This window comes from Marinobacter salinisoli, assembly GCF_017301335.1.
Lineage (GTDB): Bacteria > Pseudomonadota > Gammaproteobacteria > Pseudomonadales > Oleiphilaceae > Marinobacter > Marinobacter salinisoli.
Genome location: NZ_CP071247.1, coordinates 1,957,386 through 1,973,713 on the forward strand (window position 1 = coordinate 1,957,386; position 16,328 = coordinate 1,973,713).

General features: G+C 58.2%; 14 protein-coding genes. 10 read left to right on the forward strand and 4 right to left on the reverse strand.

The window, feature by feature from the left end:
• Positions 1–93: 93 nt before the first annotated feature.
• From LPB19_RS08945 to LPB19_RS08980, 8 genes are all read left to right on the forward strand, one after another.
• Entirely contained in the window at positions 94–1,506 is a 1,413-nt protein-coding gene (locus LPB19_RS08945) for an aminotransferase-like domain-containing protein (protein WP_206642588.1), read from the forward strand.
• A gap of 155 nt (positions 1,507–1,661) precedes the next feature.
• Positions 1,662–2,495, forward strand: coding sequence for a metal-dependent hydrolase (locus LPB19_RS08950; protein ID WP_206642589.1), 834 nt, complete (start codon positions 1,662–1,664; stop codon positions 2,493–2,495).
• A gap of 137 nt (positions 2,496–2,632) precedes the next feature.
• Positions 2,633–3,583 (forward strand): DegV family protein, encoded by a 951-nt coding sequence (locus tag LPB19_RS08955; RefSeq protein ID WP_206642590.1) that lies wholly within the window; start codon positions 2,633–2,635, stop codon positions 3,581–3,583.
• 139 nt (positions 3,584–3,722) lie between these two features.
• Positions 3,723–4,757 (forward strand): hypothetical protein, encoded by a 1,035-nt coding sequence (locus LPB19_RS08960; protein ID WP_206642591.1) that lies wholly within the window; start codon positions 3,723–3,725, stop codon positions 4,755–4,757.
• Positions 4,758–4,798: 41 nt separating this feature from the next.
• Positions 4,799–5,437 (forward strand): LysE family translocator, encoded by a 639-nt coding sequence (locus tag LPB19_RS08965; protein WP_206642592.1) that lies wholly within the window; start codon positions 4,799–4,801, stop codon positions 5,435–5,437.
• A 43-nt stretch (positions 5,438–5,480) separates the two neighbouring features.
• A complete protein-coding gene (locus LPB19_RS08970) occupies positions 5,481–8,183 on the forward strand; it encodes an HAD-IC family P-type ATPase (RefSeq protein WP_206642593.1) in 2,703 nt (900 codons plus the stop codon).
• A gap of 176 nt (positions 8,184–8,359) precedes the next feature.
• Positions 8,360–11,266, forward strand: coding sequence for a transporter substrate-binding domain-containing diguanylate cyclase (locus tag LPB19_RS08975; RefSeq protein ID WP_206642594.1), 2,907 nt, complete (start codon positions 8,360–8,362; stop codon positions 11,264–11,266).
• A gap of 125 nt (positions 11,267–11,391) precedes the next feature.
• Positions 11,392–12,558 (forward strand): ADP-ribosylglycohydrolase family protein, encoded by a 1,167-nt coding sequence (locus tag LPB19_RS08980; RefSeq protein WP_206642595.1) that lies wholly within the window; start codon positions 11,392–11,394, stop codon positions 12,556–12,558.
• A gap of 48 nt (positions 12,559–12,606) precedes the next feature.
• Here the strand turns inward: LPB19_RS08980 and LPB19_RS08985 are convergent, their stop codons facing one another.
• Both LPB19_RS08985 and LPB19_RS08990 read right to left on the reverse strand, forming a co-directional pair.
• On the reverse strand, positions 12,607–13,164 hold the full coding sequence (locus LPB19_RS08985) for a YqhA family protein (RefSeq protein WP_206642596.1): 558 nt from the start codon (positions 13,162–13,164) through the stop codon (positions 12,607–12,609).
• A gap of 42 nt (positions 13,165–13,206) precedes the next feature.
• Complete coding sequence (locus LPB19_RS08990) at positions 13,207–14,076, reverse strand: LysR family transcriptional regulator (RefSeq protein ID WP_206642597.1); 870 nt, start codon at positions 14,074–14,076, stop codon at positions 13,207–13,209.
• Between the two features lie 94 nt (positions 14,077–14,170).
• On the opposite strand from LPB19_RS08990, the gene LPB19_RS08995 reads away from it, so the two are divergent.
• Positions 14,171–14,671, forward strand: a complete 501-nt coding sequence (locus tag LPB19_RS08995) for a lactoylglutathione lyase family protein (protein ID WP_206642598.1) — start codon at positions 14,171–14,173, stop codon at positions 14,669–14,671.
• A 51-nt stretch (positions 14,672–14,722) separates the two neighbouring features.
• On the opposite strand, the gene LPB19_RS09000 is transcribed toward LPB19_RS08995, so the two are convergent.
• On the reverse strand, positions 14,723–15,184 hold the full coding sequence (locus LPB19_RS09000; RefSeq protein ID WP_206642599.1) for a hypothetical protein: 462 nt from the start codon (positions 15,182–15,184) through the stop codon (positions 14,723–14,725).
• A 125-nt stretch (positions 15,185–15,309) separates the two neighbouring features.
• On the opposite strand from LPB19_RS09000, the gene LPB19_RS09005 reads away from it, so the two are divergent.
• On the forward strand, positions 15,310–15,780 hold the full coding sequence (locus LPB19_RS09005) for a phosphate-starvation-inducible protein PsiE (RefSeq protein ID WP_206642600.1): 471 nt from the start codon (positions 15,310–15,312) through the stop codon (positions 15,778–15,780).
• Positions 15,781–15,880: 100 nt separating this feature from the next.
• On the opposite strand, the gene fdxA is transcribed toward LPB19_RS09005, so the two are convergent.
• Positions 15,881–16,204: a ferredoxin FdxA gene (gene fdxA, locus LPB19_RS09010; protein ID WP_206642601.1), complete on the reverse strand. Its 324-nt coding sequence runs from the start codon at positions 16,202–16,204 to the stop codon at positions 15,881–15,883.
• Positions 16,205–16,328 lie beyond the last annotated feature (124 nt).

The window sequence follows — 16,328 nt, forward strand, 5'->3', positions numbered from 1 at the left end:
CCGGTACAGTTTTAAAGTTTTGCCAACTGTACTGCATCGATCGCCCGGTAACTGTGCTGCAGCCATGCGCCGGGCTTATGGCAGGATGGCGCTATGGGAATGTTATACAACCACCTGGCAGACCAGCTTCAGACGCTGATTCACGAGGGCGTTTACCGGGAAGGCGAGCGGCTGCCCGGCGTTCGCGTTCTGAGCCGGCAATTCGGTGTCAGTGTGTCCACAATTCTGCAGGCTCACCAGACCCTGGAAGGCCGGGGTTATCTGGAGGCGCGCGAACGCAGTGGCTACTTTGTGCGTTTGCCAAGGCTGGACACGCCAGAGCCGAAGATGGAGCTGACTCGCGCCGAGCCGATGCCCGCCACCGCCCGGGAAATGGCCCTGGAGCTTTGCTCCGACGAGCGAACCCGTTCGGTTCCCCTGGCCGCGGCCATACCCCATCCCGATTTTCTGCCCGTCAGGCAGATACAGCAGGCGACCTTGTGGGCGGCCCGCCACGGAACCGAGGTTCTGGACTATGCCTTTCCGGGCAAGGCCGAATTCCGGCGCCAGATTGCCCAACGGATGAACGGACTGGGCTGCCTGTGCACCGCCGACGATGTACTGACCACCAACGGGGCGCAGGAAGCGATGATTCTTGGCCTGCGCTCGGTGACCTCGCCGGGGGATATCGTGGCGATCGAGTCGCCGTGCTTCCCGGGTATTCTCCAGGCACTGGAAGTGGTGGGGTTGCAGGTGATCGAGATTCCCTCCCACCCCACTGACGGCCTCAGTCTCGAGGGTCTGCAACTGGCTCTGGAGCAGTGGCCGGTTAAGGCCTGTTTGGTGGTTACCAATCACAGCAACCCCCTGGGAGCAAAACTGAGCGACGAGCGCAAGCAGGCGCTGGTGACCATGCTCAATGCGGCGGGCGTGCCGTTGATCGATGACGATATCTATGGCGACCTCTATTTCGGTGATCATCGGCCCAGGCCCGCCAAGGCCTTCGATCGCTCCGGCAACGTGATCTACTGCAGCTCGTTCTCCAAGACCATCTCGCCAGGGTTGCGCCTGGGCTGGATGCTGCCCGGGCGCTACTTTCCGCAGGCGAAACAACAGAAATACTTCAGCAATCTGGCGACCGCGAGCCTGCCGCAGCTGGCCGTCTCCCGCTTTCTGGAGCAGGGTGGCTACGAGCGTTATTTGCGGGTTGCCCGACAACAATACCGGGATGCGGTGGAGCGCATGCGTGTGGCCGTGGGCCACGCTTTCCCCGAGGGAACGGCGGTCAGCCGGCCGCAGGGGGGCTTTGTGCTCTGGGTGCAGTTGCCGGTGAATGTGTCCGGCACCCAGCTTTACCGGAAGGCGCTGGAAGAAGGCATCAATATCGCACCCGGAAGGATGTTCTCCATCAGCGACAAGTATGAAAACTACCTGCGATTGAACGCCGCCAATCCCTGGACCGAGCGAGTCGAGTTTGCCATCCGGCGCCTGGGAACCCTGGCCAGCGAGATGTTGAAGGGCTCTTAGGCCAAGTTGCGCGCTGCTCGGGGTGCTGGGGCCAACCCCCTGTCAATTTGGGCCGTTAACTGGTTAACTTATGTACAGTCTGTTGGTGGCTACTCTACCGTTAGCACTGACACATGGACCTCTGTGAATAACCAGAACAAAGGCAGGAGGCAGTGATGACCATCAGCCACACCCCCGAGGATGTGTCTGTCCAACCCCGGCATATGCATTTCGATGTGTCCGAGGATCTGAAAACCTGGTGGCACGGCAACGATGCGTTCCGCACCGCGTTCTTCAATGCCCTTTCATTGCAGTTCCCTGACGGTGAGCAACAGTTCATCAATGCGGTGCGTCATTATCGCGACCAGATTGACGACCCGAAGCTGAAAGAGGAAATCCGCGGATTTATCGGGCAAGAAGGCTTGCACAGCCGGGAACATCGCCACTACAACGAGGCCCTGAAAGCCCGTGGCTACGAGATTGACACTCTGGATGCCCGATTCCAAAAGCACATGCAGTGGGTAGGTTCACTGCCCAGAGATCGTCAGTTAGCTGGCACCTGCGCGGCTGAGCATTACACGGCGGTGCTGGCCAATGCCATCCTCCGGCATCCTGAGTGGATGGCCGGTGCCTCGCCACAGATGCAGCTGCTCTGGCGCTGGCATGCGATTGAGGAAACTGAGCACAAATCCGTGGCCTTTGACGTCTACCGGCACTGCGTAGGAAATGAGCGGCTGCGGCGAATTGTGTTCGTGTTTGTCACCTACAACTTCTTCAAATACACCTTGATTAACACCTGTAGCCTGCTGAAGACCGACGGCAAATTGTGGAGCCTTCGGACCTGGCTGGGCGGCCTTAATTTCCTCTGGGGCCGGCCCGGAGTTCTTCGCCGGTGCCTGCCGGATTTTCTGGCTTATTTCCGCAAGGGCTTCCATCCCTGGCAGCAGGACAACCGCGATTTGCTGAGCCAAAATCTGGCAGAGCTTGATGGGGGAGTGTCGTCGGCCTGATGACTGGTTAAATATGCACCAGTCAGCAGTTTTGGGTTTGAAGTGTTGCCAAAAATTACATGTTTGGCTATCACATATCACTGAAAATAATGACAACAGTGCGACCGTCCAGGGAACGCCGACGTTCGGAGGCAGTTATGCGAGTTGGTCTGATCGTGGATTCGGCCTGTGATTTACCGCATGAATTCAGCAAAAAGAACGATGTATTCATCCTGCCGGTGACGGCAACCATCGACCACCACACCTACATTGACGACCACAATCCCGAACAGACCCGGGAGTTTTACCACAACGGGTTGCTGCAAAAGGGCCACCACGCTGAAACCCAGGCGTTTACCCCGGCCCAGATCCATGACCTGTTCATGGAGAAAATCGTCACCCAGTATGATTTTGCCATTTGTGAAACGGTCACCCGATCCCGCAGCCTGGTGTATCAGAATGCCACCGAAGCCATGAACAGCGTCATGGTGCATTACCACACGGCACGCGAAGCGGCCGGTGTGCAAGGTAATTTCACCATGAGGGTGGTTGACAGTAAGCAGCTCTTCGCGGGCCAGGGATTGCTCGCCGCCCACACGCTGACCCTGCTCGACAAGAAGCTGTCCAAGAACGCACTGCGGCACGAAATCGAAACCTTCACCGATAAGATCTACACCTGTGTCATCCCGCGGGACCTGCACTACATCCGTGAGCGTGCCCGCATGCGCGGTGACAAAAGTGTATCGGCCCTGGTCGCGTTTCTCGGTAAGGCGCTGAACATTACACCCGTGCTGTTCGGTCGGGGCGCCGACGCGAAACCGGTCGCGAAAACGCGAAGTTTCGAACTGGCGGTGGAAAAGGTCATGAACTACGCCATTGGCCGAATTGAGGCCGGCCTGCTGACGCCCTATGTCTGTTTGTCCTGTGGCTTATCCTGGCAAGAGATCGACACACTTCCGGGCCTGGACCGGTTGCGGGAAACCTGTGACCAGCACGGTGTAGAACTCTTGCTGTCCCAGATGGGAATAACCAGCAGTATCTATATTGGGCAGGGGAGTCTGTGCCTGGCCCTCGGTGCTGAGCCCCATACCTTCAGCGACTTTCAGTAACCCCTGCACGCAGCCCGACCATCATCACTTGGCCGCACCGCGACAGAAATCAGCCGCTGGGGCAATTCGGAGCGGTGCGGCTTCGTGTTAGCCTGTGCTGTATCCCATCAAGCCTCTCCAACGTTCAGGACACCGAATCATGACCACCGCCGTCACCGACCTGGCGAATGCCCTTCTTGAGCAACACGTAAAGCATGAGCTGGCCCATTTTAAAGGTGCCAAGCTCCAGAAGTATCTGGCGCGCGAGGTGGCGGCCCTGTTTACCTACGCGGACCGGGTGACATTGAACCGGCTCAGTTCACCGGACCAGATTCTGGGTGTGATTCGCCGGCTGGTGATCGATATGGATCTGGATGCCGGTATCCCCGAGATCGCGGGCGAGATGGCGGCGCAGGTGCTCAACGCTCCGATGCAATCTCACACCCGGCTGAAGGAAATTCTCAGTCGCGATCAGGTCACGGGATTCGTTGAGGAGGCGCTGGAACTCAAGCAGCACCGTGAACGAATGATCAGTGGCATCATGGCTCACCCGGTGTATCAGGAGTTGGTTGCCAATGTGGTGTATCAGGGGCTGGTGACGTATCTCTACGAGGATAATCTGATCACCAAGTCGGTCCCGGGTGTCGGCTCGATGATGAAGTTCGGCAAGAAGATGGCCAATAAAGCGGTGCCAGGGCTGGACGAAAGCTTCGAACGCCGCATCAAGACCTGGTTATCCGACAGCCTGCCCGGGCTGATCAGCCGCAGTGAAGCCTTTCTGCATCGGGCGCTCACCGATGACGAGGTGCGGGATACGGTCATGGCCGCCTGGATTGGCGTCGAAGATCTCAGCATTCAGGAACTCAACGAAGGGCTCGGCGATATTCAGCTGCAGGAATTTGTCGTGCTGGGTTACGAATTCTGGCTCAGTTTCCGCGAAACCCCTTATTTTGAAGCCTGTTGTGCAGCGGTGGTGAATCACCTGTTTGAGCAATACGGTGACAGGCCCATTGCTGAGCTGTTGCAGGATGTGGGGGTCACAGAAACCATGGTTGTGGCGGAAGTGGAAACCCTGGTGCTGCCCCTGGTAGACGTTCTCCGGGAGGAAGGTTATCTTGAGGAGGCACTGCGGCGCCGGTTGTCGTCATTCTACCGGTCGGCAGCGGTGAAAAAGATCCTTGAACCGGAAGCCTGAACCGCTGTTGCCCAGGCTTCCCCGGACATTTCAGGTGTGTCATGCCAACCGGCGAGCTTTTCTGGGCGTTTCTGGTCGCCATTACGCTACTGACCATTACCCCCGGCGTCGATACCTTACTGGTAATTCGTAATACCACGCGTACCGATCTGCAGGCGGGGTGTGTGACCAGCCTGGGTATCTGCAGTGGTCTTTTCCTGCATGCGGCACTCTCTGCGGTCGGCATTTCACTGATTCTGGTGCAGACCGCCTGGGCGTTCACCCTGCTGAAGTGGGCCGGCGCCTGCTACCTGATTTGGCTGGGGCTATCCAGCCTTCGCCTGGCTAGTCGTCGTTCCCCGGCCCGACCGGTGATGAGCGATGCCGTAACGCAATCGCCCGGCCGCTGGCGGGATTTTCGTGAGGGATTGCTTTCCAACCTGTTCAACCCCAAGGCCGCGCTCTTCTACATGGCGTTGTTGCCGCAATTTGTTGACCCCCAGGGGCATGTGTTGTCGCAGTCACTGTTACTGGCCGGGGTTCATTTTGTTCTGGCCATGCTCTGGCAGTGTGCGGTGGCCGCGGCGGTATCCCGGTCCCGGCACTGGAACGCGCCACCATGGGTGGCCCGGATGATGCACGGAATAACCGGTGGCATCTTTGTAGGCATTGGTGCCAAGGTGGCAATGACCCAGGCCTGAACACTGACATGGCCTGATGACAGGAGCCAGGGAGATCTCCGGTATGGAACAACAGGGAACCGGTTTCCATCAGCAAGGCACGGAAGCAGTCTTACGCGCCCTGACTTCAGGCCGCTCTGGCCTGGACAACGCCGAAGCCGAGGCACGGCTGGCGCGTTTCGGGCCGAACCGCTTGCCGGAACAGCGGCCTCAGAGCCCCGTGATCCGTTTTCTTCGGCAATTTCATAACATACTCATCTACGTGTTGCTGGCGGCGGCGTCTATCACTTTTCTGCTCGGGCACGGGCTGGATACCGCAGTCATTGTGGCGGTGGTCCTGCTGAATGCGGTGGTTGGTTACGTTCAGGAGGGCAAAGCCGCCCGGGCCATTTCCGCCATTCGCCACATGCTGGCGCCACAGGCGACAGTCATCCGCGATGGGAAGCGGTTGTCCATTGCCGGTGAACACGTGGTTCCCGGTGATATTGTCCTGCTGGACGCCGGGGATCGCGTACCCGCAGACCTGCGACTGATCAAAGTGCACAGCTTGCAGATACAGGAAGCCATCCTGACGGGTGAGTCGGTCGCAGTGAGCAAGCAGACCGAACCGGTCGCGGGCGACACCTTGCTGGCGGAGCGGGATTGCATGGCCTTCAGCGGTACCACCGTGACCGGAGGGCAGGGCACCGGTGTGGCAGTGGCCACTGGCCAGGCGACGGAAGTCGGACGTATCAGCGGGATGTTGACCGACGTTGCCACCCTCACGACACCGCTGATCGAACAGATGTCCGAACTGGCTCGCTGGCTGACCTTGTTGATTGGTGTGGTGGCCGGGCTGATTCTGCTCTACGGCTACTTTGTTCTGCAGCAGCCTTTTGCCGAGGTGTTTATGGCGGTGGTGGGCTTGTCGGTGGCGGCCATTCCCGAGGGCCTGCCCGCAGTTCTGACCATTACCCTCGCCGTCGGCGTGCAGACCATGGCGCGCCGCCATGCCATCGTTCGCCGCCTGCCCGCTATCGAAACGGTGGGCTCGGTCTCGGTAATCTGTACCGACAAGACCGGCACCCTGACGCGCAATGAGATGAGCGTGGTCAGTGTGGTGGCGGATCGGGCGTCCTACACCGTCGATGATTCGGGTTACGCCCCGTTCGGTACCGTGAGACTCAACGGAGAACCTGTTGGCTCCGAGTCGGTGCCCGCGCCCCTGAACATGCTGGTCCGGAGTGCCGCCCTCTGCAATGACGCGGAACTATCGAAGCAGGGTCAGGATTGGGACGTACAGGGTGATCCCATGGAAGGCGCGCTGCTGGCACTGGCAGGAAAGGTGGACGAGGCACCGGCAGAGCTCAGGCAAGCCTGGCCGCGAACCGACGTTATCCCGTTTGATACCGCCAACCGGTTTATGGCGACCCTGAATCACGACCATCAGGGCCATGGCATGGTCTTCCTCAAAGGCGCCCCGGAGACCGTTATTGGTTTGTGCGCAACACAGATGGGGGATGACGGAGAACCGGTGCCGCTGGATGCCAGCTTCTGGAAGCAGCGCTCGGATACGATTGCAGCGCAGGGGCAGCGGGTGCTGGCGTTCGCCTGCCGTCAGGTGCCTGCGAACAAAACCGTGATCAACCTGGATGATGTCACTCATGAAATGGTGTTCGTTGGCATTGTCGGTTTGATGGATCCGCCACGGGAAGAGGCCGTCAAGGCCGTTGCCGAGTGTCAGGCTGCCGGAATACGGGTCAAAATGATCACCGGCGATCACGCCAGCACCGCCTCGGCCATCGGGGGGCTGATTGGCCTGGCCAACCATGAGCGAACCCTCACCGGGGCCGAGCTGGACAAGCTGAGCGATGACGCATTGGCCGTCGCCGCCCGGGAAGTCAGCGTATTCGCCCGAACCAGCCCGGAGCACAAGCTGAGGCTGGTCAAGGCCCTGCAGTCAGAAGGCATGACCGTCGCCATGACCGGAGATGGTGTGAACGACGCGCCCGCTCTGCGCCGGGCGGATATCGGAATCGCCATGGGCTGCAAGGGTACCGAGGCGGCCAAGGAGGTCTCGGATCTGGTGTTAGCGGATGACAACTTTGCCTCCATCGTCGCCGCTGTCCGTGAAGGGCGAACCGTGCGCGACAATATCCGCAAGGTGATTGCCTGGACGCTGCCCACCAGCAGCGGAGAAGCCTTTGCCATTATTGTCGCATTGCTGGTGGGCGTGGCTCTGCCGGTAACGCCGGTTCAGATCCTGTGGATCAATTTCATCACCACCGTCTCGCTCGGGCTGGCCCTGGCCTTTGAACCCACCAGTGACAACACCATGCAGCGCAAGCCACGACCCCGTAACGATCCGCTGATTGGCGCCGGGGTGCTGTGGCATATCATCCTGGTGTCGCTGCTGTTCCTGTGCGGGGTATTCGGTATCTATACCTTTGCCATCGAATCCGGTTATACCGTGGAGCTTGCCCGCACCATGGCAATGAACACCCTGGTTGCCTTGGAAATTTTCTACCTGTTCTTCATCCGGAACATGGATGTGCGGACGTTGAACTGGTCCATGGTGCGCGGCACGCCGGTGGTCTGGCTTGCGGTAGTCAGCGTGGTGATCGGGCAGTGTGTCATCACCTACTGGCCGGTGGCCCAGGCGGTTTTCCATACCGAAGCGCTGGCGTTGGTGGATGTTGCTTTGGTTGCTCTGGTGGGGGTGGTCCTGTTGGTGATCCTGGAGATTGAAAAGCAGGTGAGGTTTCGCGTTCGTGGCGATCGTCCCTGACTGGGCAGAGTCGCGGGCCGGCAAAGCCCCGGTCAATGTTGACGCCTGAAACCTTGGCAGCTGCCATGGAAAAGTGTCTAGGCTTCATTTTCGGGCGCCTGGCCTGCCGTCGGATGGAAATACCCGAGTCGACAACTAGGATTAACAGGACATAACTCAGGCAGACGGCCCAAAACATGATTCGATGGCGTACTGTTCGTTTTCTCACGCGGATCAGCGCCTGTGCGCTCCTGATCGTGCACACTGCATTGGCTGCCCAGCCCGCAGAGGGCCTCCGCGATTCCGACACGGCCGTGATCGGAATTACCGTTGGTCACGAACCTTTTTCGTTTTTCGAGGGGCGTACAGCATCCGGCTATGCCGTGGATCTGGTCAACGATATCGTGTCGAACAGTTTGATCAGTGTCGATTTCCGCGGAGGCAGTCGGCGCGAGCTGGTCAATGCCTTGCTGAGCGGAAGCATTGATGCCATCGACGAAATCTCCGCTACCGACAATCTCGCCGGCGAACTGTTTTTCACCGATCCCTACCACATCAGACAGACGTACATGATGGAGGATGGCAGCGATCCTGTGGGCGCCATTGAGTCTCTGCAGCAACTGGAGGGTCTGATTGTCGGCGTGGAAGAAGGCCGCTCCTACATCCCCTTTCTGAAGGATCAGGGCATACAGGTAGTTGTTTACCCGTCGGTTCCGCGCATGGTGGAGGCACTGGCTTTTGGCTGGGTGGACGTTATTTTCGGGCCCCGGCTGAGCATGAGTTTTCACGCCAATGAAGCGGGCTTCCACTTTTTGAACGTGAACGGACGGGCCCCGCTTGGCGAGCGGGGGAGGGAGGAACTGAGAATTGGCGTGCGCCGGGACAAACCGGAACTCTTCCGCAAGCTTCAGGAAGGGCTGAAAGCCATTCCTGACGCTCGGAAGGACCAGTTGCAGCGACGGTGGGCGGATTATGGCGGCTCCGTCTATGGCCGCTCGCCGGGACTGCGGCTGAGCGACACCGACCGGATCTTCCTCGCCCGGCTCGGGCCTGTGCGGGTAGGCTTCAGAACCGATGGCGCGCCGTTCAGTTTCAAGGATGGCGGCGCGTTGCGTGGTCTGTCGGTCGATATTCTCAATCGCCTGGCGGAACTCACCGACCTCCGGATTATTCCGGTGACCGGCCAGATGTCCGACCTCAAGGAAATGTTTCAGAATTCGGAGATTGAACTACTCGTCGATGCGTCCACCTCGGATGACAGCCTCTCGGCGATCAAATTCACCGAGCCCTATCACCACATCCCGCAGGTGGTGTTCAGTCGGCTTGGTCGGTCTGGTTTCAGCAACCTGGCAAGTCTCAGAGAACACCGGGTCGGTATGCAATCGGACGCCAGTTACCTGAACCGGGCGGTTGCTATCCTGGGTGGTCAGGCGGCCCTGTACGACACTCAGGAGGCGATGTTTCAGGCCCTGTCGGACCGGGAAATCGACTTCGCACTGGCCGATTTGCATGGGGGGAATTACTGGGTCAACGAACTGGGCATTACTGGTGTGACAATCGTCGGTGAGGTGGAGATTGCCGGGGAAACCAGTGATGACCTGAGATTCGGCGTGCCGGAGCGGTACGCAAAACTGGCTGACATTCTCGATCAGGCGCTCGCGGCGATCAGCCCCATCGAACGAAGGATGATCGAAAACCATTGGTTTGGGCCGGTTTCTTTGACCAACGTGCGTGTCGGATCTGGGCTGGAATTCAGCGCCCGGGAGCGAGAGTGGCTGGAGGATAACCAGTGGCAAATCACTTACTGCATTGCGCCCGATGCCTTGCCACTCGAAGGCGTCAACGATGACAACGTGCCCACGGGGGTAGCAGCAGAGTTGCTGCTTCTGTTTGGCCGCAAGTCGGACGTCAAATTCAAGTTTATTCCCACAGAATCCTGGGCCGCGAGCCTGGAAGCCGTGCGTGAAGGTCAGTGCGATATTCTGCCCATGGCGATGAAAACCCCCAGCCGGACCAGCTTCCTGAGTTTTACCGAGCCCTATCTTCAGGTGCCAAACGTTGTTGTCGGGCCCTCGGACGCCCGGTATATCGACAGCCTTGGCGACTTTCGCGGAAAGCGGTTGGGACTGGTGAAATCCTATGCGCTGTTGGAACTGTTTCAATACCGGTATCCACGGGTGAATTTTGTGGAAGTCGAGAATGAGCAGCAGGGCCTGGAGATGATGCAGGAACAGGAACTGGACGGGTACATCATGTCCCTGGCCCGCCTGGGCCATGTTCTGCACCAGGAAGGAATCATGGGGGCGAAAGTGCTGGGTTCTATTTCCGAACAATGGTTCTTTTCCGTCGCGGTATCGAAGGGCCACTGGGTTGAACTGGGTATCATGGAAAAACTGGTGGCCAGCCTCACCGAGGAGGAAAGGACTCGTCTGGAAGACTATTGGCGCAATATTCGTATCGAGCAGTCGGTCGATTACTCCCTGTTGCTGCAGGTCTTCGGTGTGGCCCTGTTGATCGGTTTGGCGCTGACCTACTGGAATCGGAAGCTGGGGCGCGTGAACGCAAAACTGGCCGAGGCCAACGGAAAACTGGAGCGGATGAGCGCCACCGATCCCCTGACCCAGGTCGGTAACCGGAATTATTTTGATGAGGAACTGGTCAAGAGCTTCGAGTGGTGCAAGCGCGACCGCCAGGGTTTCGCGGTCGCGATGATAGACGCCGATTTTTTCAAGTCGATCAACGACACCTATGGCCATGACGCCGGGGACAAGTGCCTGATTGCGATTGCCAGCCTGATGAAGGAGAACTTCCGCAGAGAAGTCGACGGGTTGGCGCGGTTTGGTGGCGAAGAATTCGTGATTTTCACGGCGTGCCGGAACTGCGATGAGGTTCTGGCGCGCCTGGAACAACTGCGAAAAGCGATCGAAAAGCACACGGTGGTGACCGAAGACGCAGAAATACGCTTTACCGTCAGCATGGGGGTGGCGTTCGGAAAGCCCTCTCAAGACGAGTCTCCCGAGGAGTATGTGAAGCGGGCGGATGAGGCACTGTATGAGGCCAAACAGAACGGAAGAAACCGGCTGGAGTGGCATCAACTGAACTAGACACCCAAGCCTGCACGGCAGATCGGTTTCCGGTGTTCGGCCAGCCGGCGAAGAACAGTCGAAGCACAACGCCTGGCTGCGTTATGGTGTGTGACGTGTGGTTTTGAACCTGAAGGGAGCTCCTGATGAACGAAGAACAGCGTGAAGACAGGCGAACCCGAATGATTGCTGCGGTAGCCGGAGGTTGGGTGGCGGACGCCGCAAGCCTGGGCCTGCACTGGCTCTACAACAGCAATCGCATTCTGGAGGTGGGCGGTCAGGAACCCGAGTTCCTCCCGCCCCGGGCGGACTACTTCGAAGGTGTGTTCGGCTTCTTCGCCCACGAAGGCAAGACGGCCGGTGATGTGAGTCATTACGGTGCGGCAACCAAAGTGCTCACCGACAGCCTACTTGCCAATCATGGCGAACTGAACACCCGGGATTACCAGCGTCGCTTCGTGAACCATTTTGGCCCGGGCGGGCAGTGGCAGGGTTTTATCGATAACCCGACCCGATGGACACTCATCAATCTCGCCACCAACGAGCAGAAAGCGATCGAGCAGGCCTATTCGTCCCTCGATACGGAGCTGACGGATAAGCAGAAACGCGTTCTTGTGCAGAAGGTCATGCCCTATGTCCGGCGTCTCAGTGGCAGTGAGCTGGCGGCGCCCGTTCGTGAAGCCATCAATCTGACCTATCAGGAAACCCGGATTCAGGACGCGGGCGTGTTTCTCGCGGAAACCATTGATCGGGAACTGTCGCCGGAGAGCGGCGCGGACGACACTCAGTTGCCTGCGGTCTCCAAGCTGGCGCCTCTGGTTGCCTGCTGTGCCGGACACGCTGATTTGATGAAGCGTGTCGAAGCGGCAGTGCGGGTGACCAATAACAGCGATGAGGCGGTCGCCTGGGCCCATTGTGCAGCGCAGCTTCTGGAAGGAGTGTTTCTGGGGCGTCCACTGTCGGAGGCGATGGAGAGCGCTGCGAAAAAGGCGCCAGATCGGCGCAACATCGATCTGGCCTGCGCGGACTCAGCCCTCGATCCGATCAAGGCCGGAGACACCTTCGGCCGCACCTGCTATCTCCACGAGGCCATGCCGGTCATCTTTCATATCGTCAGCCAGGCCAAGTCCTACACCGAGGCCATCCGGGCCAACATTCAGTGTGGGGGTGATTCCTGCGGGCGGGCCTGGATCATTGGCCCGGTCATGGCGGCTATCCATGGTGTCGGTTTCAAGCAGGGCATACCGCTGAGCTGGCTGGCCCGTGTGACGGATGCGGCAGACCTTTATGCAGATCTGGAAGCCCTGGTGTAGCAGGACTTCCGGTAAGCCCTCCGTTGATGCGAGGGTATCGGTAGGGCGTCAGTGGCCGCTGTCTTTGCGCTGGGCATGGCTCATCAGGTACAGGCCGCCGGCCAGAACCAGCACGGACAGGGCGAGGTAAATGGCATCCAGGGGCGTCTGGAACCGGATGTCCACGACCGCCCGGAAGAATTCGATGATGACCGCCAGGATAACGACACGGGCAATCTTGTCTTTGAGCTGGTCAAAGGACTGCACGTTAAAGGGGTGGCTGGGTTCAGACGCTTCGGCCTGATCAATCGGGGACACAAATAACCGGTAAACGCCGGAGCCAAAAATCAACAGAACGATCGCAATCAGGTAGATATCCACGGCCAGAATGATATTGGGCACAACGGTGTCGTGAATATCCCCGGCGCCGCTGGAGAAATAGTAGGCAAAGGCATCGAGAAACACCTTGATAATATCGATCGTGCCGATCAGGAAAAGTATTACCGCGCCAAGCAGGCTGGGCACGACGGCCAGCATCACCAGTAATCGTGAGCGCCAGAGAAACGACTCGAAGCGGGTTTCAATGTCCTGGTGGCGAGCCTTGTTCGGCGTTTCGTCCTTTTTCATGCCGCATAACCTCTGGATATGACGTGGTTCGTTGCCGTCACTTTACAGCCACTTCCGGGCTTCAGCGATGACCGTATTCATCCGGCGCAGCAGCGCCCTTTTGCGATGAGTACAGAGATAAAGCGTTTCACGAACTGGGTTTGACAGTTGCTGTACCTTGATCCGCTCGCGCTTCTGGAATGCTTCTACAGCGTACAACGGTAACACGGTAAACCCCAATCCCATGCTCACCGGTTCCAGAATCAAGCTGATCTGGTTTGAAAAGCCTTTGTGGGTAAGCAGATCGCTGTGCTGGAACTCCGGATAGTTGGCGCCCAGAAGCAAATTCGCATGATGGCTGCCGTCCGGGTGGTCGATGAAACCGAGCGCGGCGAGGGTGTCCCAGCTCGGGTCTTCTACAGTCGCAGGGGTGACCAGCAGCAGCGGTTCCTCGGCAACCGGTTGGCACTCCACGTCAGCCAGTGTGGAAGGGGCGGTCATAAAGCCAATGTCGACAGCGGCATCGGCAATGGCGTTCTCTACATCCGAATTGGGGGCAAAGCGGTAATCGATGATGAGTTCAGGATGCTTGCCCTGCAAAGCAAGCAGGTGGGGGTAAAGCTTGAGCCCCACGCTACCCGGCGACATCAGCCGCACACGGCCCTCATAGGCGGGGTCATCGGTGACTTTGTGCTCCAGGTTAGAAAGCGCCAACAGGACATCACTGGCTTCACGGAAGAGTCGTTCACCGGCATCGGAGAGGGAAAACTGTTTGCCCTGCCTGACCAGCAGCTCCACACCGAGTTGCTCCTCCAGCTTGCGGATGTGCTGACTGACCCCCGATTGCGTCATGTGAAGCCGCTGCGCCGTTCTGGTGAAATTTCCAACATCGATCAGGGTGCAGAAGGTTCGCAACCATGTGGTATTAAACATCACAAAAAATACTCATTTAAATGACAAATGATAATTTTACGTAATTATCTGTGCTTTGTAAGCTCCTCCCAACGTTCACACAGGAGGAGAAGTCATGAGCAACGTGTACCCGCGCAACTTTTCACACATCGGTATTTCCGTTCCGGATCTGGAAAAAGCGGTTGAGTTCTATACCGGGGTAATGGGGTGGTACCTGATTATGGAGCCCACCGACATCGAGGAAGACGACAGTGCCATCGGGGAAATGTGCACGGACGTGTTTGGCCCCGGTTGGGGCAGCTTCCGAATTGCTCACCTCTCGACCGGGGACCGGATCGGTGTCGAGCTGTTTCAGTTCAAAAACCAGACCAACCCGGAAGACAACTTCGAATACTGGAAAACCGGTGTTTTCCATTTCTGCGTACAGGACCCGAACGTGGAAGAGCTGGCTGAGCGCATTGTCGCCGCCGGTGGCAAGAAGCGCATGGAAAAGCCTCGTTACTACTACCCTGGCGAGAAGCCTTATCGCATGATTTACATGGAAGACCCGTTTGGCAACATCCTGGAAATCTACAGCCACAGCTATGAGCTGATTTACAGCGAGGGCGCGTACTGATCCGTTGCGTAACAGCACGGGGTGGGCTGCCGGCCACGGCCAGCCCACCGATCAGCGGGGGTGCCTTTGCCGCAGAATGTCATAGATTTCATACACCGCCGCCAGTTCCATCTCGGACTGGTCGAAGCCTTCAGTGTCGTTCTGCTCGAGCCTGGCCCTCAGTTCCGGCGCCAGATGTCGTTCGATCCAGCCGTCCAGAATCCGTAACAGGGCTCTTTCATCGGGGCCGCCGATGCCGGGCCAGTAAACGTAGGGCACCAGCTCTGGATTGCGGATATAAAACACAGGAAACGACTCGGGGTTGTCGCCGGTACTGCCCCGGATGCCAAACTGGAAAACCGTGCCGTCTTTATCCCTGAATGAAACCGATATCGAGCTTCCATCCGGACTGAACCTCGCCTGGCTGATGGTGACCGGCTCTTCCAGGTCAGGTAGCGACGTGATGTAGTGCTGGAATGCGATTCCTGTCAGCAACAGAGCGATGAGCGTTGCCAGTGCTATCGATTTTCTCATGGTGTGCTCCGGGTGCCAGCTGGAATCCACCCAAGGGCTGTGCCGTTGCCTATACTGCGTTTAATCATGATCTGTGGCCCGGGGCCTGAATTCAGGCGTGTTGCGTGTTGAATGAAGGGATAGAGATGAGCTACGAACAAAAATCCGAGGAAATCGACAACAAGCTGCGCCGGGTAACGGATCCGTTCGGCAACCTCATGGTGGACCTGTTTCACTACATTGCCCTGTTTGCCATCGGCGGCGCCATCTTCTGGTCTGCGGTCATGGCCTTTATCGACATGGCGAGTGAGGGTGGCGCGTCGATTTCGGATATCCTGTTGCTGTTCATCTATCTCGAACTGGGTGCCATGGTTGGAATCTACTTCAAGACCAACCACATGCCGACCCGGTTTTTGATTTATGTGGGCATCACGGCATTAACCCGAATGCTGATCGGCGATATCCAGGCTCACCATCACGATCCCGGTATCGAGCTCCTGTACATCACCGGTTCCATTCTCTTGCTGGCGTTGGCCAATCTCGCTGTCCGGTTCGGTTCCCATCGCTATCCGTCGCCGCCGATACCCAAGCTGGATTCGAAAGGCGCCAACGAGTAACCCCGGGCAGCCGGTCTGTCCCAGACATAGCGTTCGCAGACCCGCCATTAAAAAAGGGAAGCCGAGGCTTCCCTTTTTCTGCGCCGATGCTGGTGCGGACTCAGCGCTCCAGATACTGAAGCTTGTCCGGCTTGCCATCCCATTCCTCGGCATCAGGCAACGGGTCTTTCTTCTCGGTGATGTTCGGCCACTTGCCGGCCAAATCCGCGTTGATTTCCACGAACTGGGCCTGATCTGCCGGCAATTCATCTTCAGAGAAGATTGCTTCCGCCGGGCACTCCGGCTCACACAGGGCGCAGTCGATGCACTCGTCCGGGTCTATTACCAGAAAGTTCGGGCCTTCGTAGAAACAGTCTACCGGGCACACTTCTACGCAGTCGGTGTACTTACACTTGATGCAGTTATCAGTAACGATAAACGCCATAATCAGATCCCTGGTCCAGTGGTCTATCTCATCGGGAGCTTGAAAACAGGCTCCAAGGTTATGTTTTTCTGCGCGATATTGTAGGGAGCGGCTTCAAGGGCCGCAAGCGCCGGGCCGGCATATG

Bases quoted from the DNA above. Each gene is read 5' to 3' on its own strand.
- LPB19_RS08945 (WP_206642588.1), top strand. From the start codon at position 94: ATGGGAATGTTATACAACCACCTGGCAGACCAGCTTCAGACGCTGATT.
- LPB19_RS08950 (WP_206642589.1), top strand. From the start codon at position 1,662: ATGACCATCAGCCACACCCCCGAGGATGTGTCTGTCCAACCCCGGCAT.
- LPB19_RS08955 (WP_206642590.1), top strand. From the start codon at position 2,633: ATGCGAGTTGGTCTGATCGTGGATTCGGCCTGTGATTTACCGCATGAA.
- LPB19_RS08960 (WP_206642591.1), top strand. From the start codon at position 3,723: ATGACCACCGCCGTCACCGACCTGGCGAATGCCCTTCTTGAGCAACAC.
- LPB19_RS08965 (WP_206642592.1), top strand. From the start codon at position 4,799: ATGCCAACCGGCGAGCTTTTCTGGGCGTTTCTGGTCGCCATTACGCTA.
- LPB19_RS08970 (WP_206642593.1), top strand. From the start codon at position 5,481: ATGGAACAACAGGGAACCGGTTTCCATCAGCAAGGCACGGAAGCAGTC.
- LPB19_RS08975 (WP_206642594.1), top strand. From the start codon at position 8,360: ATGATTCGATGGCGTACTGTTCGTTTTCTCACGCGGATCAGCGCCTGT.
- LPB19_RS08980 (WP_206642595.1), top strand. From the start codon at position 11,392: ATGAACGAAGAACAGCGTGAAGACAGGCGAACCCGAATGATTGCTGCG.
- LPB19_RS08985 (WP_206642596.1), bottom strand. From the start codon at position 13,164: ATGAAAAAGGACGAAACGCCGAACAAGGCTCGCCACCAGGACATTGAA.
- LPB19_RS08990 (WP_206642597.1), bottom strand. From the start codon at position 14,076: ATGTTTAATACCACATGGTTGCGAACCTTCTGCACCCTGATCGATGTT.
- LPB19_RS08995 (WP_206642598.1), top strand. From the start codon at position 14,171: ATGAGCAACGTGTACCCGCGCAACTTTTCACACATCGGTATTTCCGTT.
- LPB19_RS09000 (WP_206642599.1), bottom strand. From the start codon at position 15,184: ATGAGAAAATCGATAGCACTGGCAACGCTCATCGCTCTGTTGCTGACA.
- LPB19_RS09005 (WP_206642600.1), top strand. From the start codon at position 15,310: ATGAGCTACGAACAAAAATCCGAGGAAATCGACAACAAGCTGCGCCGG.
- fdxA (WP_206642601.1), bottom strand. From the start codon at position 16,204: ATGGCGTTTATCGTTACTGATAACTGCATCAAGTGTAAGTACACCGAC.